This window comes from Pelagibacterium lentulum, assembly GCF_003992625.1.
Classification (GTDB): domain Bacteria; phylum Pseudomonadota; class Alphaproteobacteria; order Rhizobiales; family Devosiaceae; genus Pelagibacterium; species Pelagibacterium lentulum.
Genome location: NZ_RZMW01000029.1, coordinates 211,212 through 234,059, shown reverse-complemented (window position 1 = coordinate 234,059; position 22,848 = coordinate 211,212). Strand labels below are relative to the sequence as shown.

Below are 22,848 nucleotides of genomic sequence, written 5' to 3'. Positions count from 1 at the left end.
TGGCGCTGCCCAGCCGGAGGGCCAGTGAAATCCATAGGGCGGCTTTAGCCCGTCATGAATTTTACGGTGCGGCCCGTGAGGCAAAGAAAACCGTGAGGCAAACCAAAAAGCTAAGCGGTTCGGATGAAAATCTACTGCAGCACGCGATTCAGCGTATATTCGCCGTTGCTGACTCGTTCGGGAATCTCGCCGATAAGATTGGCGACAGATTCTTCGCCATAGTCATCGACCAGCGTTGCAATGGCTGCAAAAAGCGCTGCATGGGCCAGCGCCTGCTTGTCCACACCGTCGCTATCGGCAGCATTCCAGGCATCTGCAAGATATTCGAGCGCAAGCTGACGCTCTTCCTGCTCGGCCTCAAAAGCGGCGTCGGATGTGGGGAACGGAAATGTGGTGCGCGATGTGCTCATAAAACGCTTGTTAGCATGGCTTTGTGGCACCGCTAAGAGGAAATGACCAATTGGTTAACGGCGAGGGGGGAATTGGGGATAAGTGATATTTTGGTCACTATTCTGCATAGCGGGAATGGATGTCCCGGCTGAGAATTTCGCCCTCGCGCAGCAGCCGTTCGATAGCCATTTCCGCTGACGGCGTGCAGGTCCGGTAAAAGCGCGCATAGGCCTCGTAACCGGCGTTGAAGGCGCCGGCCAGACGGGCGCGGCGATCCGGTTCCGGTTCATCGAGCGTAATCAGGTCAGCCATTTGCTCCCGCCAGTCGATATCGGTCTGGCGGCAAAGAGGTGCAAGCATGTAAAGGCTGCCCAGAATTTCCGAGAGCCTTTCCATTTGCCCCTGATAAGGCGGATCGATTGCCCAAGCACTCGGGGCGGCAAGCGTGACCGGCCCGCAAAATGCCAGTGTTGCCACAATTGCCCGAATCGATTTGGAGGAAAAAAATTCAAAGATCGCCGTCATACATCTCCAGATGAGCCGCACAGGCCCTCACGATCTTGCCAAGGTTCGGCGTCGTTTCCAGACCGGCAAAATGATCGGGCTCGGTCCAGTCCCACGCCATGATCTCGTCAGATGGCAAGGGCGCTCGAAACGGATGAATAGCCGCAAAGACCGCAAGTTTAAAGCGCTTATCGCCCTTGCCAATGGTTTCGGTGAGGACATGGCGAGGCATCTCGATCAGAAAGCCGGTTTCCTCGAACAGTTCTCGGGTAACGCACTCGCTCGGGCTTTCTCCGGCTTCGATGCGCCCACCGGGAAGCGTCCAAAGTCCGCGAAAGGGCTCATAACGGCGCTGTATGATGAAGACGCTTAGATTGTGAAAAAGCGCGATCGAACAGGCATCTGGCTTCATGTGCGTGACCGGTTTGATATAGTGAGGAAAACCAGCAGGAACTTACCCCATGTGCGGACGCTACGCTTATACATTGCCGCATGAGACGACACGTCAGCTCTTCAACGCTGCCAGTGTAGCCCTGTCCCCGCCGCGATACAATATTGCGCCGACCCAACCGATCATAGCCGTCTGGCAGGACGAATCGGGGCGCCATGGCAAGCTGGCGCGCTGGGGGCTGGTTCCCCATTGGGTCAAGGATCCACGGGACTTTCCCTTGATCGTCAATGCGCGTTCCGAAACGCTGAGTCAAAAGCCGGCTTTCCGCGATGCGGTCAAGCACTCCCGCTGCGTGATCCCTGCGTCGGGCTATTACGAGTGGCACAGGGCCGGAAGCGTCAAGCAGCCCTACTACATAAATTACAAAAGCGGCGAACCGCTGGCCATGGCCGGTCTCTACACGACCTGGATCGGCCCGGAAGGAGAAGAAGTAGATACCGCTGCCGTTGTCACCGTCGGCGCCAATGCGGACCTGAGCGGTATTCACGACCGGATGCCTGCATTGCTCGATGCGGATGGAATCGAGGATTGGCTGAATGTGCGCAGCGTGCGCGCCGACGCCGCATTGGCCCGTCTCGCACCGGCCCCCGAAGGCGTCATGCAGGCCAGAATGGTGTCCTCAAGAGTCAATTCTGCGGCCAATGACGGGCCAGATATGATCGAACCAGCCCCTGAATCGCCCGATCGACCGGAAAAAGGCAAGTCTATGTCAAATCAAGCAAAAAAAGCCGATCAGCTCGACCTTTTTTGACCTTCAAAGCGGGAACCAATGCCCCCATATGCCATTCCATTGGCAGGAAATTTCGGTTCCACGTTCCAAATTGGCACATGGGGCCTCGATTTTCTTCCGTTCCATTGATATAAGCCTGTCATGCACCGCCTCTGGTGCAAGGTCAGGCTGGAGTTCGGCAAATGGTAACACAAGCAAATTGGGCACGCCTGACCGCGTTTGTCTCCACCTATCTCGTGCGACTTAAACCCACGGGACTGATGTGTAGCTCCTGGACCTGGCGCGTGGCGCGCTAAAGCCACCCCACCTGTCACAAGACCCTCACATTAGACTGTTAGCACCGCCCCGGCGCTGGGCGGCTGATGTCGGAGACCAGATTCGAAATGACCAAGCCAATTGTTATCGCTGTTGACGGTGAACCTCAGGGTGTCGTTGTTCCCAATGGGAATGACTTTCGCTTTATGGCCGTCAAGCTGGGTGTGTTTCCGCTCGACGGGCAGATATTCGACTCGGTAGCTGCTGCTCGCGAAGCAGCACGCACCGCTGTGGAGAGCGCAGGCGACCTCGCTGAATCGATTTCAGAAATCGTTGGGGACGATAAAGGCAACGATCTCGTTGCCTGATTTTTCGTCTTGGAATAACGACCATCACGGCCTGGTAAGTGGAAAACGTCTTATTTCTTGAGCATTTGCAGGCAAAGCATAGTCACCGCCTCGCGAACGGCTGCCGCTGTCTGAAACGTGCTCAAAATGCCAGAGCAGGCCGCAAGAATTACTTCGGTAAGGCGTTGAGCCTCTGAAAAACCGGCTTCCTGCAGGGCCTCGGCTATCTGCTCTGCAATCGCTTCGTCGACTACTCGGAGAGGACGGGCCATCCGATGATGAGCGCCAATCAGCTCGTTCGCGTGTGGCGACGCCTCCAGCACCTCGGCCACAAGTCCGAACTTTTTGGCAAGTCCGCCCGCGACACGCTTCCGAATGTCCCCAGCCTCCTCAAAGCCCTCTTTGAATGCCCGAGACTTGGCGACTGCCAAGTCTGACAATATCGCCGAAAATACTGCATCCTTGTCTGAAAAATGTTTGTAGAGCGTGGGTTTGGCCACACGCGCTTCTTTCGCAATGGCTTCCATCGTCGTGCCGCGCAAGCCGTTGCGCAGTATGAGATTGCGCGCCGCGTCCAGAATGTGACGACGCTTTTCCATTGTACGTTTAGAATTTGTGATCGACATGGCTCATATGCGATATTGAACGTATTGAACGAATATCATATATTTCGTTCAATGTAGATGAAGGATGCTATTGTGAGCGATCGGGTTTTATTGACAGGTATATCAGGTTTCCTTGGTGGTCACGTTGCGCTGGCCTTGCTGAAAGCGGGTTACACGGTGAGGGGCAGTGTGCGCGATCTTGCCAAGGCAGACAAAGTGAAAAATACACTTGCAAGGGCAGGCGGCGATATCGACCGGCTTGAGTTTGTGGTCCTTGATCTGATGGACGATGATGGCTGGACCGAAGCGATGAAAGGGGTCCGTTATCTGCAGCACACAGCGTCACCTTTCGTGCTCTCGATGCCTGACGATCGCAACGATCTTATCCGCCCGGCGGTGGAAGGCACGGAAAGGGCACTCAACGCCGCGCTGGCTGCTGATGTCGAGCGCATTGTCTTAACCTCTTCAATGGCGGCCATTGCCTATGGGCATCCTCGTAATCGCTCAGAAATATTCACCGAGCATGACTGGACGCAACTGGACAGCGGAAGGCCCGTCAACGCCTATGTCGAGTCCAAGACGCGCGCTGAGCGACACGCTTGGGAACTGGTGCGCAAGATCGGAAGGGAAAAGGACCTTGCCACGATAAATCCTGGGGCGATACTGGGACCGCTGCTTGACGATGATCCTGGTACGTCCGCTACGATTGTCAGGCGGTTGCTGGACAAATCGGTTCCGGCAATTCCTAATCTGACCTTTACGATTGTCGATGTGCGCGACGTCGCCGAGGCACATTTGCTTGCGATGATGGAAAGTGAGGCGGGAGGGAGGCGGTTCCCGATGGGCAGCAGGACCATGGCATATCGCGACATTGCCGACGTCCTGCGTGAGCGGTTCCCGGTGCATGCAAGGAACATTTCTCGTATCAATATGCCCGATTGGGCTGTTCGCCTTTATGCGCTGTTTGACCGGGATGTGCGCAGCAATCTCGGAGAACTCGGCAACTTCAAGCAGCTTGATTCAGCGCCAACAGAGGCACTGCTGCGCCGCAAGTTGATCGATGCCGATGATGCTATAGCGGCAACGGCGCAGAGCCTTTTCGATGAAGGGATTATTTGACCCCTTTATGGCCCGAATTATACGCCGATCTCGAAATAGCCCAATGCGTCCCCGATCTCATCCTCTTCATAACCGAGATGGGACAGAAGAACGCGGGCGAGTGCGTCGTTCAGTTCGCGTGCATTGGCAAAATTTTCTGCGGTCGGCTCCTTCACCAAAGTGTTGAGCGCGCCGACAAGGCGAACCAGAAGCTCGTGCACGATTTCATGTTCGGCAATAAGCCGGTCAGTGACTTTTTTCCAGGCTTCGCCCTTCTCCGCAAGGTGCGGGAAAATATGCGCATCTTCGATCGAGTGATGTGTGTGAACAATCTGGCAATGTTGACCGCAGAGATTTCCAAACTGCCGGTAGTTGGAAATCATCGTCAGGTTTTCGGTTTCCGCTTCGACCTGCTCGGGCGTCATTTTGCCCTCTGCAATTTTATCTACCAACTCGGCCAGCGCTGTAACATTCTGGCGCAGGTGATTGTGGATCATCCGAAGGTGTTGGCCGGGACGTTTTTGTTGCGGCGTAAGATTTTCGAGTTTGGGGGCACGAGGACGCGTCGCGTCATCAAGAAAGGCAATATCTAAAAGCATTGTGAGGATTTCCGGAAGGCGTGTTGATCTTGGATATAGGCAACAAATCCACGATTTCTACCCCAGAACCTTGCCCGGATTCAAAATGCCTTTCGGATCGAGCGCCGACTTTATTGACCGCATCATGGCCAGTGCGACGGGGTCCTTGACCTTGGCCAGAAGTGCAGTCTTGAGTTGCCCGATACCGTGCTCGGCTGAAACCGATCCGCCAAGCGCAAGGACGATCTCGTAAATGGCGTCGTGGACGGCATAGGCGCCCGCCATGAACACTTTCGGATCGGCGCCTTCGGGCTGGCTGAAATTGAAATGAATATTGCCGTCGCCCAGATGCCCGAAAGGCACGGGACGAATGCCGGGCGCGACCTTCAATGCCGCTTCCATGCCGCGCGCAATCAATTCAGGCACGGCAGCTACGGGCACCGAAACGTCATGTTTGATCGAAGCACCTTCGCGCGATTGAACTTCCGACATCTGCTCACGCGCCAGCCAAAGCATCTCGCGCTGGGCCAGCGACTCCGCGATAACGCCATTGGTCACTAGCCCGGTCTCAAATGCCGCCTCCAGCGCTGCTGCCAGCCCGCCTTCGGCAACGCCCTGGGGCACCGAGAGTTCGGCCAGCACGTACCAAGGCGAGATGTCCGCGCTTGGGTCTTGCGACAGCATCCCGTGCTTGAGTTGAAAATCGAAGCCGATGCGCGGCATGATTTCAAAGGCCGTCAGCGTGGTTCCGGCCCGCGCACGAAGGGTGGAAAACAGTGTCAGCGCGTCGTCGGGTGAGGCAACATTGAGCAACGCCGTCTCATGGGCAGCCGGTTTGGGAAACAGCTTGAGCGTTGCTGCGGTGATGATGCCGAGCGTTCCTTCCGAGCCGACAAATAGGTCTTTAAGGTCGTAGCCGGTGTTATCCTTCTTGAGAGCATTCAGCCCCTGATAAAGCGTGCCGTCGGCCATCACCGCCTCGACGCCAAGGCAAAGCTCGCGCGCATTGCCATAGGCGAGCACTTGCACGCCTCCGGCATTGGAACCGAGCACACCGCCAATACGGGCGGAGCCTTGCGATGCAATATAAAGCGGAAACAACATACCTGCTTCATCAGCTATGGTGTGCGCTTCTTCAAGCGTCGTTCCGGCATTGAGCACCATATTGCCCGCCCGCACATCGACCGCGCGTTTGCCCGTCAGGCGTGAAATCGAAAGGATGACCTCATCGCCATGCAATGGCACCTGACCGCCGACCAGGCCGGTATTGCCAGCCTGCGGGATGATTCGTACGCCGACCTCATGCGCCCAGGCCATGACTTTCTGGACTTCGGCGACGGTTCGGGGCAGGGCGACTGCCTGCGCGCGCTGGGTGAAACGGCGGCGTGGTTCGGCCAGATAGCCCGCCATGTCCTGAGCGCTGGCCCGCACGCTGTCTGGCCCAAGGATCGCGGTAAGGCCTGCAACGATCTGGTCTTTGGTGAGGGTCATAACAATTCGTACGCTATAAAATGCCGCTGGGAATTATATCGCTGATTATGACACGAGTGTTGCTCGTTTCGCTATACTCAGCAGCGCAACTCACCTTGCCGACAGGCTTGCCCTGTGCCAAAACCGGGGCACAAAGTCATTTGCGGAGAAGAATATGGCTGGTTTGATGCAGGGCAAGCGCGGACTTATCATGGGCGTTGCCAATAACCGTTCAATCGCATACGGGATCGCCAAGGCGCTTCATGCACAGGGGGCGGAACTGGCCTTCACCTATCAGGGCGAGGCATTGCATCGCCGGGTAGAGCCCATTGCCAAGGAATTCGGCTCTGATCTCGTTTTGCCATGCGACGTAACCGACGCCGACGCAATCGACGCGGTTTTCAACGTGCTCAAGTCCAAGTGGGGCGGGCTGGATTTCCTCGTTCATGCTATCGGTTTTTCCAACAAGGAAGAGCTTGATGGCCGCTATATCGATACCACGCCGGGCAATTTCGCCCTGACCATGAACATCTCGGTTTACTCCCTAACAGCCCTGGCAAAGCGCGCCGAACCGCTAATGCAACCGGGTTCCTCGATCCTGACGCTAACCTATTACGGTGCGGAAAAAGTGCTGCCGCATTATAACGTCATGGGTGTTGCAAAGGCCGCTCTGGAAGCCTCGGTCCGCTACCTTGCGGCTGATATGGGGCCCCAGGGAATTCGCGTGAACGCGGTCTCTGCAGGGCCGATCAAGACCCTTGCCGCGTCGGGAATTTCAGGTCTGCGCGAAATGCTCAAGTGGAACGAGGAAAACGCTCCGCTGCGCAAGAATGTGACCATTGATGAAGTTGGAAATTCAAGCCTTTACCTGCTGTCGGATCTGTCGAGCGGCGTAACCGGGGAAATCCATTATGTGGATTCTGGATACAATGTCATTGGCATGAAGACCCTTGATCACAACGGCGAAACCGAGGCTTGAGCCGTTCGCTTGACGCAAAGTTAAGCATAGTTTTGGCCCCGAAAGGGGCCAGAATCCCCCTTTAACGCGAACTTTGCCACGTCCTTGTGAATGTAGTTGGATAGATGAACCAGATCGTAAAGCCCGCGCCGCAGAACACCGTTCAATGGCCCGATTTCTATTTCGCCCGGCATGGCCAGACGGATTGGAATCGCGAGCGGCGCTATCAGGGCAGCAGAGACATTCCACTCAACGCGACGGGACAAAAGCAGGCCGACGCAAACGGTGTTTTGCTGCGGTTCCTGCTTGAAGAAGCGCAGATCGATCCGCGTGAATTGCACTGGTATGCGTCACCACTGAGTCGGGCATCGGAAACCATCGAGCGCATGCGGGCCGCGTTTGACCTGCCATTGCGCGACACCGTTTATGACAAACGGCTGGTGGAAATTTCGTTCGGGCATCTCGAGGGGCGGCTCCATAGCGAGTTGCCGCAGCATATGGCCGTGGCTCCGGGCCGCCGGGACGCGGATTATTGGGACTTTCGCCCCCAGGATGGCGAAAACTATGCCGATGTCGCTGAGCGCCTGAGCGAATTTGCCCAGACACTGGAGCCGCGCGGCGTCGTTGTCGCGCATGGCGGTGTCCTGCGGGTGCTGCGTCATCTGGTCGAAGGCGCGGAAAAAGTCGAAGTGCTGAACTGGGACCCCCCGCAAGGGGTGATCGCCCAGTTCTCGGGCGGCGCGATGACGCTGCACGCGGCACAAAAGACCTGGTGAATACACAACACTCATGAAGCCACACGACGATAATCCGCTGACCCGGCCGGGGCCGGCGCATCCTGACATAACAGACGATGGCATCGCGCTGCTGGTCAGAACTTTTTACGACCGGGCGCGCGAAGACGACGTGCTTGGCCCGATCTTCAATCGCGCAGTCCAAGATTGGGACGAGCATATTGCCCAGATCACCGATTTCTGGAGTTCGATCATGCTGCGCACCGGGCGCTATTCTGGGCGCCCGCTGAACCCGCATTTGCGGCTACCCTTGGAGGCCGAACATTTCGACCGCTGGCTGGCCTTGTTCGAGCAAACGGCAACGGAACTGTTCTCGAGCGAGATCGCGCATGAATTCATGATCCGCGCCCGGCGCATCGCGGACAATTTCGAGTTGGCAATCGGCTCGATGCGCGGGGAAATTCGTACCCCGCGCCATAGCCGTTGATTGCAGCCTAGCTCGCAAGCACCCTTGGATGCCAGCGGTTGAGCTTGAGACCGTCGATGGCCTCGACCTGTTCGGGATCGAGCGGCCCGAGACTTTCCGATTCCAAAGCCATGAGCAGTTCCGCCCGGTTCTTGATGCCCAGAACGAGCGTATCAACCCCGTCCATGCCAAGGGCATAGCGATGGGCGATAAGTGACGGGTCTTCACCCCAATCGGCGCACAGGGCACGGAAGGCATTGGCACGTTCAAAATCGCGCATGTCGTGACTGTCGCCGGGAACCTCGCGGTCGAAACCGAGCGTCAACGCACCGGCCTGCACGGCGCGGATGCCCATAACGCCCGTACCATTGGCCTTGGCGGTGGAGATGATCTCGCGATGGCGCGGAGGCTCGAGATCGACGCAAAGCCCGCCAGGGCTGTCGAGCAGATTGGCGACCGCCTGAATAACATCCGGCTGGGGAGACGTTTGTACGGCATCGAGAATGCAGCGGGCACGCGATACCCCGGTCAGACCCCACGCGCCGATCAGCCCGTCGCTCACAAGGCGCTGAAAGGCCGGAATGACATAATCGCGATAGACCGACCACGGCGTATAGTGATCATGCCCTTGCGGCGCGATATCGTCGTCGGGTCGTATCTCATTGTGCAGAAAGAAGACGTCCACGCGCTCGAGCTTCATGGCCTCAAGGCTGGCGAGCAGGGACGCAGAACATTTCTCATAAATCTGTTCGGGCGGCGTCTGGGCAATGCCGAACTTGGTGGTGACGCGAACGCCTTCGGGCAACTTGCCGCCAAAGGCCTTGCCAATCAACGGCTCGCAGAGATGGTAGCCGGGGGCAGAGTCGATCACATTTATACCTTCATCGATTGCCAGCTTGAGCGTTACGATCCCTTCTTCCTCAGTGGTCGGACCCCAGACTTGGCCGATGCCTCCCCCGCCCAGCGTAAGACGGCTCACTTGCCCGATCGAACCCATTTGCCTGTATTGCATGCGATACCTCCCGCAAAACGCTATGAAACAATGCAAGAGAGAAGGCTATCGCGGGCCAAAGGTCGGGAGATACACTCAAGAGTGCAATGGGTTTTGCACGTTTGAAAAACCACCTGTGCCGGGAGAACAATCTGTTCATCCAAGGAATGATTGACCGGCTGGCAGGCTCTGCCTAGAACAGCGTCACCGATTGAGAGGCAGGTCATGAGTTTTAATACGTTCGGGCATCTGTTCCGTTTCACCACCTGGGGCGAAAGCCACGGTCCCGCATTAGGCGTGGTTGTCGACGGTTGCCCGCCCGACCTGCCGATCAGCGCCGACGTGATCCAGCGCGATCTCGACCGTCGCAAGCCCGGTCAGTCTCGCTATACCACCCAGCGCCGCGAGGCCGATGAGGTGAAAATCCTTTCGGGTGTGTTTGAGGATGAGCGCAGCGACGGGCTGCGCACGACCGGCACTTCTATTTCGCTGATGATCGAAAATACCGATCAGCGCTCCAAGGACTATTCGGAAATCCGGGACAAGTTCCGGCCCGGCCACGCCGATTACACCTATTTCCAGAAATACGGCATCCGCGACTATCGCGGCGGTGGCCGGTCCTCGGCGCGTGAAACGGCCGCGCGGGTGGCGGCTGGCGCAATTGCCAAGCTGGTCATCCCGCAGGTTACGATCCGGGCCTCGCTGGTCCAGATCGGCCCGCACAAGATCAATTACGAGAATTTCGACTGGGATCAGGTCGATCAGAATCCGTTCTTTTGCGCCGATCCGGTGGCTGCTGAACACTGGGCGGACTATCTCGACGCCATCCGCAAGGCAGGTTCGTCCGTTGGCGCGGTGATCGAGGTGGTTGCTGAAGGTGTGCCTGCTGGCTGGGGTGCTCCGCTCTATGGCAAGCTCGATCAGGATATCGCTTCAGCATTCATGTCGATCAACGCGGTAAAGGCCGTGGAAATCGGTGCCGGATTTGAAAGCGCGGAACTGACCGGGGAAGCCAATGCCGACGAGATGCGTTCGGAAAAACCGCTGCCGAAGTTTCTGTCCAACAAGGCCGGCGGTATTCTGGGTGGAATTTCCAATGGCGATCCGGTTGTAGCGCGCTTCGCGGTCAAGCCGACAAGCTCGATCCTGACGCCGCGCCAGACGGTTACGACGCAGAACGAGGATACCGACATCATCACAAAAGGCCGTCACGATCCTTGCGTTGGCATCCGTGCAGTACCCATTGGCGAAGCCATGATGGCCTGCGTCCTGGCCGATCATTTCCTCCTTCATCGCGGCCAGACTGGACGGGATGGCGGTATCGGGTTTGGAGAATGACGAATGCTCAGTGAATCTGACCGCCGCGTTGAAGTTGCGCTTGAGGCGATGAAAAAGGGTGAAATGGTCGTCGTGATCGATGACCATGACCGGGAAGGCGAGGGCGATATTATCGCGGCCGCCTCGACTATTACGCCTGAACAGATGGCCTTTATCGTGCGCCATACCTCGGGGATCGTCTGTACGCCGATTTCCAGCGAACGCGCCCAGAAACTGCGGCTCGATCCCATGGTTGCCGTAAATGACTCCGCCCATACCACGGCCTTTACGGTTTCGATCGACTTCAAGCACGGAACAACAACCGGCATTTCAGCCGACGACCGCACCGCAACCGTTCGGGCGTTGACCAATGGCAATGTGGGAGCGGACGACTTTTCCCGGCCCGGCCATATCTTTCCGCTGATCGCGCGGCGCGGTGGCGTGCTGATGCGTTCGGGCCATACCGAGGCTGCGGTGGACCTTTGCAAACTTGCCGATTTGCCCGACGTCGGCGTGATCTGCGAATTGGTCAACGATGACGGCACGGTGACGCGCGGGCAGCAGGTGGCCGATTTCGCGCAAACGCATAATTTGCCACTGGTATCGGTTGCCGACCTTATTGCCTATCGCCAGCGCCGGGAAAAACTGGTTGAGCGCGTGGGCACCTTCGATATTGAAACCAGTGCCGGCAAAGCTATTGCATACGCCTATGCCACCCCGTTTGATCGGGTGCAGCACCTTGCGGTCGTGTTTGGCGACCTCAAAGGCGACGGCATACCGGTCCGCTTGCAGCGCGAGGATATTGTTGCAGATGTCTTTGGCGGCGCGGCCACACTCAATAAAGCCATTGAAGCGCTGGCCAGCACCGGCGGCGTTCTGGTCTATTTGCGGGAAGGCACTGCCGGGGTGGCCCATGATGCCGCGGGCGCCGCGGCCGAGGCGCCGGAAGATCATCAATCGGCGCGCCAACGCGAGGCCGAATGGCGCGAAGTCGGGCTGGGCGCACAGATATTGCGCGACCTCGGGGTAACGTCGATCAAGCCGATGGTATCGCGCGAGCGGCGCTATGTGGGTCTTGAGGCGTTTGGAATCACCATCGCCGATTAGCGCGCGAATGCAGCAATGTATTCCGCATTGCCATCGCCGCCCTTGAGTGGCGAGGCGATTTTGGCGATCAGCCGCCAGCCGCGCTCGCCGAGCATGTCGATAACGGACGCGACAGATGCATCGACATGCGGGCCATCGATGACGATGCCGCCCTTGCCGATATGATCGCGCCCGACTTCAAACTGCGGCTTTATCAGCAACACGGCATGGGCATCGGGCGCGCAAAGCGAGAGCGGCGCCTGAAGAATTTTGGTGAGCGAGACAAAGCTCACATCGCTGACCAGCAAATCGATGGGATCGGGGATCAGCGACCGGTCGAGATCGCGGGCATTGGTGCCTTCGAGCGAAATGACGGCAGGCAGGGCGGCAATATTTGGATGAAGCTGTCCGTGTCCGACATCGATCGCGTAGATTTTGGCGGCACCGCGTTTGGCGAGAACCTGCGTGAAACCGCCCGTTGAGGCGCCGAGATCGAGACATGTCTTGCCGGACGGATCGATGCCCGCGGCTTCCAGACCGGCAATCAGCTTGAGTGCAGCGCGGGAAACGTAACCGGACGCCGGGTCATTGAGGGCAAGGGTATCGTCGGAGCCGACAAGTTGGCCCGGCTTTGCGGCAGGTGCGTTGTTGACCAGCACTGTGCCGCGCAGGATGGCATCGCGCGCCCGAGCCCGCGAAGGAACAAGCCCGGCCCGCTCAAGCGCTATGTCGAGCCGGACTTTCTCGCCCATCAGATGCTGGTGAGGCGGCGGATCTTGTCTTTGGCGGTATCGGAACTCTCCCCAAAGGCAATTGTGCCGAAAAATTCACCCTGAGCGTCGATCATGTAGAGCGACGAGGTGTGGTTCACCAGATAATCGGTAGAGCCTTCGGGCTCAACAACTTCCGAAAACACCCCGTAGGATCGCTTGATCTGATCGGTCTGGGCCTGATTGCCCACAAGGCCGAACACGTCCTCATCGAAGTTGGAGAGATAGGTTGCAAGGTGCTCGATAGTGTCGCGCTCTGGATCGACAGTCACGAAAATGATGTTGAGATCATCTGCACCAAGGCCAAGTTCCTGCTTCCATGCAGTGGCTTCGGCAAGGGTCATGGGGCATACGTCCGGGCAATAGGTAAAGCCAAAGAACATCAGGCTTGGCGTGCCCACGAGATCGTCCTGGGTAAAGGGTTCACCCGTGGTCGTCGCGGTCATCTCGAAAGGGCCGCCGAACATGGTACCGCTGGGCGAAAAAGGACGCGTGAAATAGATAACCGTCGCGGAAATTGCGGCGAGGGCTACAAGGCCCCATAAAGCTATACGAACTTTGGCCAACACTTAAGTGGCTCCTTGAAAATAGGCGTTTTCAGAGCAGGAAGGACACCGATCCTGTGGTCCGAAAACGGGATGAAAATTGATTACGGGTCCAGTGGTTCCGTTCCAGACGCAGTGCCGTCCTTGGCGAGCGTGATCTTTTCGATCCGGGCCTCGGCCTGCTTAAGCAGGGTTTCGCAGTGGCGCTTGAGAGCCTCGCCGCGCTCATAGATCGCGATCGACTCCTGCAATGGCGCCTTGCCGCTTTCAAGCTGCTGGACAATTTTCTCAAGTTCATCGAGCGCAGCTTCAAAGCTCAGATCGGCAATCTCGGTCATCACTATTCGTCCTTATGTTTCCTCCGGCGCGGAATCGGCCTGCCCATTCATAAGCATGCCTATATGCGCTCCAACACCCGAGGCAAGTCCGCCAAGGTCGTAACCGCCTTCCAGCATGGAAACGATACGGTTTGAGCAGCGCTTGTCCGCAATGTCCATCAACTTTCCCGTGAGCCAGGCGAAATCGTTGCCCGTCCATTCCAACTGCGCCAACGGGTCGCGCTTTTCCGCGTCGAACCCGGCGGAAATCAGGATGAGATCGGGCGCGAAATTGTCGAGTGCCGGCAAGATGAGTTGGCGATAAGCTTCGCGCATTTCGTCGCCGCCGGTGCCGGGCTTGAGTGCGGCGTTGACGATATTGCCAACGCCGGTCTCGTCCGGTGAGCCGGTATGGGGATAAAGCGGCATCTGGTGAGATGAAGCGTAAAAGACGCTTGGGTCCGCCTCGAAAATATCCTGCGTGCCATTGCCATGATGCACGTCGAAATCGATGATGGCGACGCGTTCGGCGCCATAAAGGCGCTGCGCCTGCCGAGCGACGATTGCGATGGTGTTAACGAGGCAAAAGCCCATCGAACGGTTCTTCTCCGCATGATGGCCGGGCGGTCGGGCAGCAACGAAGGCGTTGTGAACTTCGCCCATGATAACGGCCTCAAGCGCCCGCAAGCCACCACCAAGCGCGGTAGCAGAAGCATCAAGGCTCTTGGAGGAAACGAAAGTATCCGCATCGATCTGCCCGATCCCCTCGGCGGGGCGGGTTTCGCGGATCGCGTTGAGCACGGCGGCAGAGTGAACGAGTTCGGCCAGCGCGAGATCGCCCGAGGGCGCAGCTTCCCGACTTAGGGCGCTGAAACGCGGCTGGGCTAAGGCATTAGCGATTGCCTCAAGTCGTTGGGGGCGCTCGGCGTGTCCTTGCGGGGTCTGGTGCTTGTCGCCGTTGGTCTGGCTTACAAGAAGGGTTGTCATATTGGCTCCGAAATTCGATCATCTTCTTGACGCGGGCTTTGGTGCTTGTCAAACAGCGTCGATGAAAGCGATTGTTTCCGATCCTTTGAGCATACAGGATGCCGCAGCCCTCCTGCGGGCCGGGAATCTCTGCGCTTTTGCGACGGAAACCGTCTATGGCCTTGGGGCGGATGCGACCAATTCAAACGCCGTGCTGGCCATTTATGAGACAAAAGGCCGCCCTCGCTTCAATCCTTTAATCTCTCATTGTGCCGATATGGCGATGGCTCTGCGATTTGCAAGATTTTCGCCCCTGGCCCAAAGGCTGGCGGAACGATTCTGGCCAGGGCCGGTAACGCTGGTCCTGCCTGCAATCGAGGGAGCGGGTCTGTCCGATCTTGTCACTGCCGGGTTAGACACAGTTGCACTGCGCATCCCCGGGCACGCGGGCGCGCGGGCGCTGATTGCAGCGGTTGGAAGGCCTGTTGCTGCGCCGTCTGCCAATCCGTCCGGCAGGCTTTCGCCCACAAGCGCCGAACAGGTACGCGAGGGGTTTGGCGGGACAGTCCCGGTGCTCGATGGCGGTCCATGCGAAGCGGGGCTGGAATCGACGATCCTTGCCGTCGATGACGATAGGGTCGTTCAATTGCGGGCAGGGGCCCTGGCACGCGAGGAAGTCGAGGCTTTTCTCGGCACGCCTGTCGCGATAGCCGAGCCCAATGCAGCCATAACCGCACCCGGAATGCTCAAGAGCCATTACGCTCCAGATGCAGCCCTACGGCTTAATGCCGATGCTCCTGAAGCTGGCGAAGCCTATCTTGCGTTTGGCGCCGTGCCCGAAGATGTTTCCGGCCTCATGCTCAACCTCTCGCCCGATGGCGATCTGCGCGAAGCGGCTCGCAATCTTTTCGCCTATCTAAGCAGACTGGATGCGTTCGGCGCCAAAATCATCGCTGTTGCGCCTATTCCGGCGCGGGGGCTGGGGGAGGCAATAAACGATCGTCTGGAGCGCGCCGCGGCGCCGCGGCAATAATGCGTTTGCGACGCAATTGTCGGCCCCTGTCGCGACTTGACATATAGAACTGGACCGTTCAGTCTAGTTTTGTACCTGGAAGGAAGATCGATGTGGTTCGAGCGTCGTGTGAATGCGGTCAAGTGAGTCTGGAGCTGACCGGCCAGCCGATTATGAGCGCAGCATGTTATTGCTCAAGCTGCCAGACGGCTGGCGCGAAATTGCATACCCTGCCGGGAGCGCCCGAGATCGTGCACAGCGATGGGGGCACGCCGCTCGTGCTTTACCGCAAAGACAGAGTAACGTGCGCCAAGGGTGCCGATCTTATGGGGGAGGTGCGGCTCAAGCCGGACAGCAAGACACGACGCGTCGTTGCGACCTGCTGCAACAGCCCGATGTTTCTCGAATTCACCAATGGACACTGGCTATCGATCTATGCCGGACGGCTGCCGGAAGCCGAACGTCCGCCGCTCGAAATACGAACAATGACGCGCGATCGCCCCGGCGGCGCGGATTTTGACGATGATATTCCAAGCCCTAAAACGCATACAGGAAAGTTCATGTTTCGCCTTTTGGGAGCATGGCTTGCGATGGGGTTCAGGACGCCGAAGATCAACTATGTGAAGGGCACGCTCAATGGCCAAGTTTGATAACAAGACCGATGACAAGATAGAGGTCGAAAATTTTACATCGCCGGGCCGGGTCTATCGCGTCAACCGTCCGAAATACGAAGCCATGCGCGATTGCCTGCTCGCCGTTTTGCCGCAGGAGGAGCCGGGGCTGACCGTGGCCCAAGCCAAGGAAGCGCTGCTGCCGCATTTGCCGCAAGACCTTTTTCCCGGCGGGGAAAAGGCAGGATGGTGGCTCAAATGCGCCCAACTCGACCTTGAAGCCAAAGGCATCATCAAGCGCGCGAAGGGCAGCCCGGTGCGATTGTTCAGGGTATAGTGGTTGCGACCCGGCGCGCGGTATCGCGTTGGGTAGCCCGCGATGGGGTGGGATACGAACTGGCGGCTTTTGGACCCTAACCCGTGAAAACCACATTCAACTGGCACCGCTCTAAATCGTCCCGTTACGGCCCGTGGGATGGAGCGCGAAGCGGCGGAATTTTCCGCAGCGCCATGGCCGCGAGCAAAGCAAGAATTGCGACAACGATGGCGCTGAATGCGGCTGCGCCATTGAAACCTGCGATGAACGCAGATTGGGCGTCTTCCAGCAGGTTGTCTGGTAATTCCTCCGCCATCGCGGCTGCTGCCCATAGGCTGTCACCGACAGACTCGCGCGCTTCACGGGATAAATCCTCCGGTATTCGTGCCTGTACCGTTTGGCGATAGACCGCAGTTGCAAAGCTACCAAGCAAGGCGATGCCCAGCGAGACGCCTAGATCCTGCACGGTCTCGGACAATGCCGAAGCCGAACCTGCCTTTTCCGCAGGGGCCGACCCAACCACGAGGTCCGTTCCGAGGGCTGCGATCGTGCCGAGCCCAAGATAGGCCAGAGAGAAGCCGACTACGACCATGATAAGACCGGTCACATCGTTCCCCACCCGCATTAGCATGAGATAGCCGATGACCGACAAGGCAAGGGCACCCGCCACAACCAGACCTGGCCTGATATTGCGTGCTAACAGCGGCGCGCCGATGCCAGCGGCCACCATCGCCAGTGCGGGTGGCCCCATCCAGAGACCAGCGACCAGCGGCGAGAAGCCGGCCACCAGTTGCAGATACTGCGTGACCAAGAGCATCGTGCCGCCGACGGCGATCAGTCCGAAAAGAAGTACGATCAGAGCCACCGAAAAGGCCCTTTTGGCGAAGAGGCCAAGATCGAGGAGCGGGTCAGCAAGTTGCCGCTGCCGACGCACGAAAAGTAGGCCGAAGACAATGCCGGTCCCCAGCGGGATGATGGTGGCGACGGTGAACCCATCCTTGGCGATTTCCTTGATGCCGTAGATCACCGGCAACATGGCCGCGAGGGAAAGCATCACGCTAGTGAGATCGATCCGGCCACTGCGCCGGGCTTGGTATTCAGGCAGCAGGACCGGTGCAAGCAAAAGCAGCAGAACAACGACCGGCACCGCGACAAGAAAGGCCGCACCCCACCAGAAATGCTCCAGCAACACACCGCCCACGACCGGCCCCATGGCCATGCCGAGCGCGAACATCGTCGCCCACACACCGATCGCCAATGCACGCTGGCGAGGATCGGCAAACAGATTGCTGATGAGTGCCAGAGTAGAAGGCATCAGCGTTGCACCAGCCACGCCTAGTGCCGCGCGTGCGATGATCAGCATCATGGCACTGGTGGAGAAAGCTGCAATGACCGAAGTGATGCCGAATGCGGCCGCGCCGATCATCAGCAGCCTGCGTCGACCGATGCGGTCGCCCAGCGTGCCCATTGTGATCAGAAAGCCTGCGATCATGAAGCCATAGGCATCCATGATCCACAGGGCCTCCGTACTTGTTGGCCTCAAATCGGTCGCCAGCGCCGGCAGGGCAAGATGCAGCAAGGTCAAGTCGAGACCAAGCAGGACCGTCGGCAGGGCGAGCAGGGCAAGCCCCAGCCATTCACGTGCTCCCGCGCGTGAACGAATGATGCGTGCCGGTGCTGAGCCGAGCTGCTTTGATGGACGGACGGTGTCGTGATGAGCGGTCATTGTACCTCCTTGCGAAGGGATGACTTTCCAGGCAGAATAAAACTATTACAATGTTAGAAATTATCCTGTTACTAGGAGCAATAGACTTGCCCGAACGAACTCTTGCCCGCACACGAAGCGATCTGTCAGATTTTCTGCTTCACCATAGGGCAAAGCTCACGCCCGCCGACGTCGGTCTCCCGACAACGCGTGGCCGACGCACGCCCGGTTTGCGACGTGAGGAAGTGGCCTTGCTCGCGGGCGTCGGTCTCACCTGGTACACCTGGTTCGAACAAGGGCGCGACATTCAGGTTTCCGAAGCCTTCTTGATCAACGTTTCCAAGGCTCTCCGGCTGGATGATGCCGAGTGTTGCCACCTGTTCCTCCTGGCGCATAGGCGACCGCCACCTCCCGAAGCCTATCAGTCTGCGTCCGTTAGCGCTCACATCCAGCAATTGCTCAACGATCTCACACGCCCAGCCTATGTGCTCAATCTGCGATGGGATGTCATCGCGTGGAACGCGACCGCCGATGGACTGTTCGATCTCATGGGGCGGGAGCACGCCTATCGAAACCTCATGTGGATGATGTTCGCCGATCCCGACATGCGCCGCCGACTTCCGGACTGGCAAAAAGATGCCCGAAGGCTCGTTGCTCAGTTCCGCTGCGACCTCGCTGGTACGCCCGAGGATCCGGCGATGGGCGCGCTGATTGATGACCTTAAGAAGCTATCGCCTGACTTTCGCCGCTGGATCGAGCACCCGGACATGGCCGGTTACAGCCGGGGAATCGGCACGATTATCGACCAGAGGGGGGACCAGTTTCGTTTCCATCACGAAGTCCTGACGGTCGACGAACATCGGCACCTGTGGATGGTGGTTTATTTTGGCGACGAGAGTGGGACAAACACCTAAGCCGATAGCTCTCTGCATCCAGTCTATCGGGAGTTCCGCCTTTAGAGCGACTTCATGCCGGAATTGGCGACCACAATAAGGTCGAAACCTGCCATCGGTGCCAACGGCGTCAAAACTCGATTCTGGCAAGCGGGCTTATCCCCGCCATTGGCGCACCAGAGCCGATACCAGACCGCCGCTCAGTCCCGAACCTTGTAGGGTTTTTGGTCCCGCCAGAACCGCATCAGGCTTTCAAGATCCGGATCGCCGCCATCCGGCAGCACAACGCGCAGATTGACGTAAAGATCGCCTTTGCCAAAGAGGCCCTTGCCTTTGAGCCGGAGGGCCTTGCTGGTGTCGGGACCGGCGGGCAGGTTGAGTTCCACATTCCCGGTCAGCGTCGGCACGCGGACTTTGGCGCCCAACACGGCCTCATAGAGTGTAATCGGCACGTCGACACGCAAATCGTTTCCATCCCGGCGGAAATGCTTGTGGCGGGCGAACTTGACCGTGACAAGCGCATCGCCAGCCGGTCCGCCGATCGGTGACGGCTGACCCTGACCGCGCAAACGGATCTGCTGGCCTTCTTCCAGAGGGATGGGCAGTTTCACCGAAACCGTCTTGCCCGTCGGCAAGGCAACCGGGATCGATTTGCCAGCATTTGCGTCTTCGAGCGTGACGGTGAGATTGATGTTGATGTCAGCACCCTTGCCCCTCGGCGTACGGCTGCCTTGCGCGCCTGCGCCAGAGGCACTGAATGGGTCCCAGCCTGCGCCACCGCCGGCACTTGTGCCTTCAAACGGGTTGCCCGAAGCCCGGCGTCCGCCACCGGCGGCAAAGCCGCTCATGAATTCTTTCAAAATATCTTCGGCATTGAAGCCGCCTGCGCCAGCCGTTCGCCCGCCGCGCATGCCCGCGCCGTCAAAGCCACCAAAGCCTGCAAATTTCGGATTGCCTTCAGCATCGATCTCGCCGCGATCATATTGGCCGCGCTTCGCCTTGTCGGACAACAGATCATAGGCCGCCGTTGCCTCGGCAAATTTGGCATGGGCAGTCTTGTCATTCGGGTTCTGATCGGGGTGAAGAGCCTTGGCCAGCTTGCGATAGGCGGACTTTATATCCTTTTCGCTCGCGGTCCGCGGCACCCCAAGTATTGTGTAAGGGTCACGCATCGTCTCTTTATAGTCCCCAGAACGGTTGCCGTCGTCCGAAAAAGCCGACTGCATCTTAAAAAATGGTATTCACTGCGGCAGTTGCAACGCCGCGCATTCGCGTCCTATATGGCGAGCGCACCAGACATTGTCCAGAAGCGGGTTTGAATATGAGTGAACGTCAAGAGCCTTTAACCGCTCAGCTTTTCGATGACACTCATGCCAGCACATTGGACCCGTTCGCAATTTTCCAGGAATGGCTGGAAACCGCCCGGCAAAGCGAGATCAACGATCCAAACGCCATGGCATTGGCGAGCGTGGACCAGAGCGGCATGCCAGACATCCGCATGGTTTTGCTTAACGGCCTTGATTCGCGCGGCTTTGTATTTTTCACAAATTTCGAGAGCGCGAAGGGCAAGCAATTGCAGGCGCGTCCGAAAGCTGCGCTCTTGTTTCACTGGAAGTCTATACGGCGGCAAGTGCGCGTTCGTGGGGCCGTCGAGATCGTGAGCGGAGCCGAGGCAGACGCCTATTTCGCAACGCGGCCTGTTGTTTCCCGACTCGGGGCTCATGCTTCGGATCAGTCGCGTCCGTTGGACACGCGCGAAACGCTTCTGGCACGCGTCGAGGCGCTACGGGAACGATTTGAGGGCGAGGAAGTACCACGGCCAAACCACTGGTCGGGCTTCCGGGTCTGGCCAGAACAGATCGAGTTCTGGAAAGACGGCGAGTTTCGTTTGCATGACCGGGTTGTCTTCAACCGGGCAAGCAAGAGCGAGGGCTGGACAAACACCCGTCTTTATCCGTAGCGGAACCTGATGCGTATTGTCGTTCGCACCTCAAGACTGGCCATATGGTCGCGGCGACTGGGAAGTTTCTCGGTCGTGTTGCTTCTTTTGTCGATCATCCTGCATTTTTCCGGACAGATCGCGCCAGACGTTTTCGAGATTTCGATAGGACTGGCATCAGTGTTTGCAGCGCTTGCCCTTTTACTGGCGGTTCTGGCCTTTACCGTGCTCTGGCAAACCGGTGACAAGGGGTGGGGGCTGGCGCTTTCGGGGTTCATTGCGAGCAGTTTTGCACTGATACCTGCGGGGACGGCGTTTGCACTCTATCTCTCCTATCCATCGACCCTCGATGTTTCGACCGATATAGGCAATCCGCCTGCGCTTGCCCTTGCGCATCCCGATCGCCCGGAACATGCCGTCGACCCGGAAGCGCTGGCCAACCGGTTTCCCAACCTCGTTTCCCGCTCCTATCAACTGCCGGTTGAAGTCATGCACAATCTTGTGGAGGCGCTGGCGCGAAACAATGGCTGGACGGTGCTCAGAAACCGTGCGCCGACCGAAACCGGTATGATCGGCACGCTCAATGCACGGCGGGAAACGCTTTGGGGCTGGTCGAGCGAGATTGCCATTCGCGTGGCCGCAAATCCGATGGGAGCAAACGTTTCCATCCGAGCCGCATCTCTGCGCGACATGTGGCATGACCTTGGAGACAACGGGCGCAGCCTGGAAAATGCCTTGCTGGCCCTTGATGACGCGGTAACGCTTTACGTGCGTGATGGGCTTGCCATCTTAGATGACGATGATGAGGAGGAATTGCCCGAAGCACTGCCTGAAGATCACGAAGCGCTATGACAGCCAGACCCGCGTGCCGAAGGGCGTCCGCAGAAAGTCGAGTTTGCCCAGCGCCTTGAGGTAGTCGAGATGGGCGGCCACCGTGTAACGCGCAGCAATACCGATGCGTCCCTTGAGATGGGGATACATGCGGGTAGAAATTGCGGCGAGGGTTTTTGAACCGTCTGCAATTGCTTCGAGAATCTGGCCATTGCGCATGAGCCGATGCGCTTTGAGCGCTTTGGCCTGTGCCGGACCGTTTTCAATCGGCCCGCCATGGCCCGGCAGATAAAGGCGCTCACTGCGTGCAATCAGCCTGTCGAGTGACTCGAGATAGGGCGCCAGCGCACCGTCTGGAGCGGCAACAAGTGTTGAATTCCAGCCCATGACGTGATCGCCGGAAAAAAGATAGGGCGTGCCGCGTACGCTGAAAGCAAAATGATTGGCGCAATGTCCCGGCGTCGCAATGGCCTCGAGCACGATGCCGTCGGCCTCCAATATCTCGCCATCATCGAGTTTGCGATCCGGCATCAAGCCATAATGACCCGAGCGCGCAAAGGGATTGACCTCGAATAGCCGCAAGGGACGCGAAAGCCGGTGTTCGCCACCGAACCAGAGCGGAGCCTGCATGGCCTGGCTCAATCGCGGCGCCAGTGCGCTATGATCCCGGTGGGTATGGGTGAGAATGATCGCTTTGACCTTGCGCCCTGCAATCGCGGCCTCCAGCGCAGCAAAATGGGCTGGATCGTCCGGCCCCGGATCGAGAATGAAAACGCTGTTTTCCCCAAGGATGAAGCTGTTGGTGCCGGTAAATGTATAGGCGCTGGCATTAGGAGCCGTGACCCTGGTTATCGCAGGCGCAATAGTCACGGCCATGCCGGGCAGTGCGTCAAATTCCGTCTGATAGCTGGGGGCGTCAGTCATAGTGAGGATTGCACCGAACCGATTGTATGGCTAGAAGTC

At 58.2% G+C, this 22,848-nt stretch carries 28 protein-coding genes; 14 read left to right on the top strand and 14 right to left on the bottom strand.

Annotated features, from left to right (window positions below):
* Nucleotides 1–131: 131 nt before the first annotated feature.
* The 3 genes from EO133_RS08370 to EO133_RS08360 form a co-directional block, all read right to left on the bottom strand.
* Nucleotides 132–410: a hypothetical protein gene (locus EO133_RS08370; protein ID WP_127072189.1), complete on the bottom strand. Its 279-nt coding sequence runs from the start codon at nt 408–410 to the stop codon at nt 132–134.
* 97 nt (nt 411–507) lie between these two features.
* Nucleotides 508–915 (bottom strand): TIGR02301 family protein, encoded by a 408-nt coding sequence (locus EO133_RS08365; RefSeq protein WP_127072188.1) that lies wholly within the window; start codon nt 913–915, stop codon nt 508–510.
* Entirely contained in the window at nt 899–1,306 is a 408-nt protein-coding gene (locus tag EO133_RS08360; RefSeq protein WP_127072187.1) for an NUDIX domain-containing protein, read from the bottom strand. The genes EO133_RS08365 and EO133_RS08360 overlap by 17 nt, the downstream gene beginning before the upstream one ends.
* 49 nt (nt 1,307–1,355) lie before the next feature.
* Here EO133_RS08360 and EO133_RS08355 point away from each other — a divergent pair, with 49 nt between their 5' ends.
* Together EO133_RS08355 and EO133_RS08350 are read left to right on the top strand one after the other, a co-directional pair.
* Nucleotides 1,356–2,096 (top strand): SOS response-associated peptidase, encoded by a 741-nt coding sequence (locus tag EO133_RS08355; protein WP_127072186.1) that lies wholly within the window; start codon nt 1,356–1,358, stop codon nt 2,094–2,096.
* Nucleotides 2,097–2,458: 362 nt separating this feature from the next.
* Nucleotides 2,459–2,698, top strand: a complete 240-nt coding sequence (locus tag EO133_RS08350) for a hypothetical protein (protein ID WP_127072185.1) — start codon at nt 2,459–2,461, stop codon at nt 2,696–2,698.
* Nucleotides 2,699–2,748: 50 nt separating this feature from the next.
* Here the strand turns inward: EO133_RS08350 and EO133_RS08345 are convergent, their stop codons facing one another.
* Nucleotides 2,749–3,303: a TetR/AcrR family transcriptional regulator gene (locus EO133_RS08345; RefSeq protein WP_127072184.1), complete on the bottom strand. Its 555-nt coding sequence runs from the start codon at nt 3,301–3,303 to the stop codon at nt 2,749–2,751.
* 72 nt (nt 3,304–3,375) lie between these two features.
* Here EO133_RS08345 and EO133_RS08340 point away from each other — a divergent pair, with 72 nt between their 5' ends.
* Nucleotides 3,376–4,401 carry an SDR family oxidoreductase gene (locus EO133_RS08340; RefSeq protein ID WP_164734936.1) on the top strand — a complete coding sequence of 342 codons (1,026 nt, stop codon included), beginning with the start codon at nt 3,376–3,378 and terminating at the stop codon, nt 4,399–4,401.
* A 17-nt stretch (nt 4,402–4,418) separates the two neighbouring features.
* Here EO133_RS08340 and EO133_RS08335 read toward each other — a convergent pair whose 3' ends face one another.
* A complete protein-coding gene (locus EO133_RS08335) occupies nt 4,419–4,979 on the bottom strand; it encodes a hemerythrin domain-containing protein (protein WP_127072182.1) in 561 nt (186 codons plus the stop codon).
* Between the two features lie 57 nt (nt 4,980–5,036).
* The gene (locus EO133_RS08330) at nt 5,037–6,449 is read right to left on the bottom strand and encodes an FAD-binding oxidoreductase (RefSeq protein ID WP_127072181.1); all 1,413 of its coding nucleotides are present in this window, start codon (nt 6,447–6,449) and stop codon (nt 5,037–5,039) included.
* A 154-nt stretch (nt 6,450–6,603) separates the two neighbouring features.
* Between EO133_RS08330 and fabI the strand changes: the two genes are divergently transcribed.
* The 3 genes from fabI (at nt 6,604) to EO133_RS08315 (ending at nt 8,607) form a co-directional block, all read left to right on the top strand.
* Nucleotides 6,604–7,407 (top strand): enoyl-ACP reductase FabI, encoded by an 804-nt coding sequence (gene fabI / locus EO133_RS08325; RefSeq protein WP_127072180.1) that lies wholly within the window; start codon nt 6,604–6,606, stop codon nt 7,405–7,407.
* A gap of 104 nt (nt 7,408–7,511) precedes the next feature.
* Nucleotides 7,512–8,162, top strand: coding sequence for a histidine phosphatase family protein (locus EO133_RS08320; RefSeq protein ID WP_127072179.1), 651 nt, complete (start codon nt 7,512–7,514; stop codon nt 8,160–8,162).
* 13 nt (nt 8,163–8,175) lie between these two features.
* Nucleotides 8,176–8,607 (top strand): group III truncated hemoglobin, encoded by a 432-nt coding sequence (locus tag EO133_RS08315; RefSeq protein ID WP_127072178.1) that lies wholly within the window; start codon nt 8,176–8,178, stop codon nt 8,605–8,607.
* Between the two features lie 7 nt (nt 8,608–8,614).
* On the opposite strand, the gene EO133_RS08310 is transcribed toward EO133_RS08315, so the two are convergent.
* Entirely contained in the window at nt 8,615–9,598 is a 984-nt protein-coding gene (locus EO133_RS08310) for an aldo/keto reductase (protein ID WP_127072177.1), read from the bottom strand.
* 204 nt (nt 9,599–9,802) lie between these two features.
* Between EO133_RS08310 and aroC the strand changes: the two genes are divergently transcribed.
* Complete coding sequence (gene aroC / locus EO133_RS08305) at nt 9,803–10,915, top strand: chorismate synthase (RefSeq protein ID WP_127072176.1); 1,113 nt, start codon at nt 9,803–9,805, stop codon at nt 10,913–10,915.
* A 3-nt stretch (nt 10,916–10,918) separates the two neighbouring features.
* Nucleotides 10,919–12,001: a 3,4-dihydroxy-2-butanone-4-phosphate synthase gene (gene ribB / locus EO133_RS08300; RefSeq protein ID WP_127072175.1), complete on the top strand. Its 1,083-nt coding sequence runs from the start codon at nt 10,919–10,921 to the stop codon at nt 11,999–12,001.
* Here the strand turns inward: ribB and EO133_RS08295 are convergent.
* The 4 genes from EO133_RS08295 to EO133_RS08280 form a co-directional block, all read right to left on the bottom strand.
* Nucleotides 11,998–12,732 (bottom strand): TlyA family RNA methyltransferase, encoded by a 735-nt coding sequence (locus EO133_RS08295; protein ID WP_127072174.1) that lies wholly within the window; start codon nt 12,730–12,732, stop codon nt 11,998–12,000. The two genes, ribB and EO133_RS08295, sit on opposite strands and share 4 nt — an antisense overlap.
* The gene (locus EO133_RS08290) at nt 12,732–13,217 is read right to left on the bottom strand and encodes an SCO family protein (RefSeq protein ID WP_282569563.1); all 486 of its coding nucleotides are present in this window, start codon (nt 13,215–13,217) and stop codon (nt 12,732–12,734) included. The genes EO133_RS08295 and EO133_RS08290 overlap by 1 nt, the downstream gene beginning before the upstream one ends.
* Before the next feature lie 182 nt (nt 13,218–13,399).
* Nucleotides 13,400–13,633 carry an exodeoxyribonuclease VII small subunit gene (locus EO133_RS08285; RefSeq protein ID WP_127072172.1) on the bottom strand — a complete coding sequence of 78 codons (234 nt, stop codon included), beginning with the start codon at nt 13,631–13,633 and terminating at the stop codon, nt 13,400–13,402.
* Between the two features lie 12 nt (nt 13,634–13,645).
* The gene (locus EO133_RS08280) at nt 13,646–14,599 is read right to left on the bottom strand and encodes a histone deacetylase family protein (protein WP_127072171.1); all 954 of its coding nucleotides are present in this window, start codon (nt 14,597–14,599) and stop codon (nt 13,646–13,648) included.
* A 61-nt stretch (nt 14,600–14,660) separates the two neighbouring features.
* Between EO133_RS08280 and EO133_RS08275 the strand changes: the two genes are divergently transcribed.
* The 3 genes from EO133_RS08275 to EO133_RS08265 all read left to right on the top strand — a co-directional run bounded on the left by EO133_RS08275 (nt 14,661) and on the right by EO133_RS08265 (nt 16,538).
* Nucleotides 14,661–15,611 carry an L-threonylcarbamoyladenylate synthase gene (locus tag EO133_RS08275; RefSeq protein WP_127072170.1) on the top strand — a complete coding sequence of 317 codons (951 nt, stop codon included), beginning with the start codon at nt 14,661–14,663 and terminating at the stop codon, nt 15,609–15,611.
* Between the two features lie 92 nt (nt 15,612–15,703).
* Complete coding sequence (locus EO133_RS08270) at nt 15,704–16,240, top strand: GFA family protein (RefSeq protein WP_127072169.1); 537 nt, start codon at nt 15,704–15,706, stop codon at nt 16,238–16,240.
* Complete coding sequence (locus EO133_RS08265; RefSeq protein ID WP_127072168.1) at nt 16,227–16,538, top strand: DUF6958 family protein; 312 nt, start codon at nt 16,227–16,229, stop codon at nt 16,536–16,538. Before EO133_RS08270 ends, EO133_RS08265 begins: the two co-directional genes overlap by 14 nt.
* A gap of 124 nt (nt 16,539–16,662) precedes the next feature.
* Here the strand turns inward: EO133_RS08265 and EO133_RS08260 are convergent, their stop codons facing one another.
* Nucleotides 16,663–18,243, bottom strand: coding sequence for an MFS transporter (locus EO133_RS08260; RefSeq protein WP_127072167.1), 1,581 nt, complete (start codon nt 18,241–18,243; stop codon nt 16,663–16,665).
* 86 nt (nt 18,244–18,329) lie between these two features.
* Here EO133_RS08260 and EO133_RS08255 point away from each other — a divergent pair, with 86 nt between their 5' ends.
* Complete coding sequence (locus tag EO133_RS08255) at nt 18,330–19,136, top strand: helix-turn-helix transcriptional regulator (protein WP_127072166.1); 807 nt, start codon at nt 18,330–18,332, stop codon at nt 19,134–19,136.
* A gap of 179 nt (nt 19,137–19,315) precedes the next feature.
* Here EO133_RS08255 and EO133_RS08250 read toward each other — a convergent pair whose 3' ends face one another.
* A complete protein-coding gene (locus tag EO133_RS08250) occupies nt 19,316–20,287 on the bottom strand; it encodes a DnaJ C-terminal domain-containing protein (protein ID WP_127072165.1) in 972 nt (323 codons plus the stop codon).
* 149 nt (nt 20,288–20,436) lie between these two features.
* Here EO133_RS08250 and pdxH point away from each other — a divergent pair, with 149 nt between their 5' ends.
* Nucleotides 20,437–21,075 carry a pyridoxamine 5'-phosphate oxidase gene (gene pdxH / locus EO133_RS08245; protein ID WP_127072164.1) on the top strand — a complete coding sequence of 213 codons (639 nt, stop codon included), beginning with the start codon at nt 20,437–20,439 and terminating at the stop codon, nt 21,073–21,075.
* A 9-nt stretch (nt 21,076–21,084) separates the two neighbouring features.
* A complete protein-coding gene (locus EO133_RS08240) occupies nt 21,085–21,906 on the top strand; it encodes a DUF1499 domain-containing protein (protein ID WP_127072163.1) in 822 nt (273 codons plus the stop codon).
* Here EO133_RS08240 and EO133_RS08235 read toward each other — a convergent pair.
* Nucleotides 21,901–22,809 carry an MBL fold metallo-hydrolase gene (locus EO133_RS08235; protein WP_127072162.1) on the bottom strand — a complete coding sequence of 303 codons (909 nt, stop codon included), beginning with the start codon at nt 22,807–22,809 and terminating at the stop codon, nt 21,901–21,903. The two genes, EO133_RS08240 and EO133_RS08235, sit on opposite strands and share 6 nt — an antisense overlap.
* Nucleotides 22,810–22,848 lie beyond the last annotated feature (39 nt).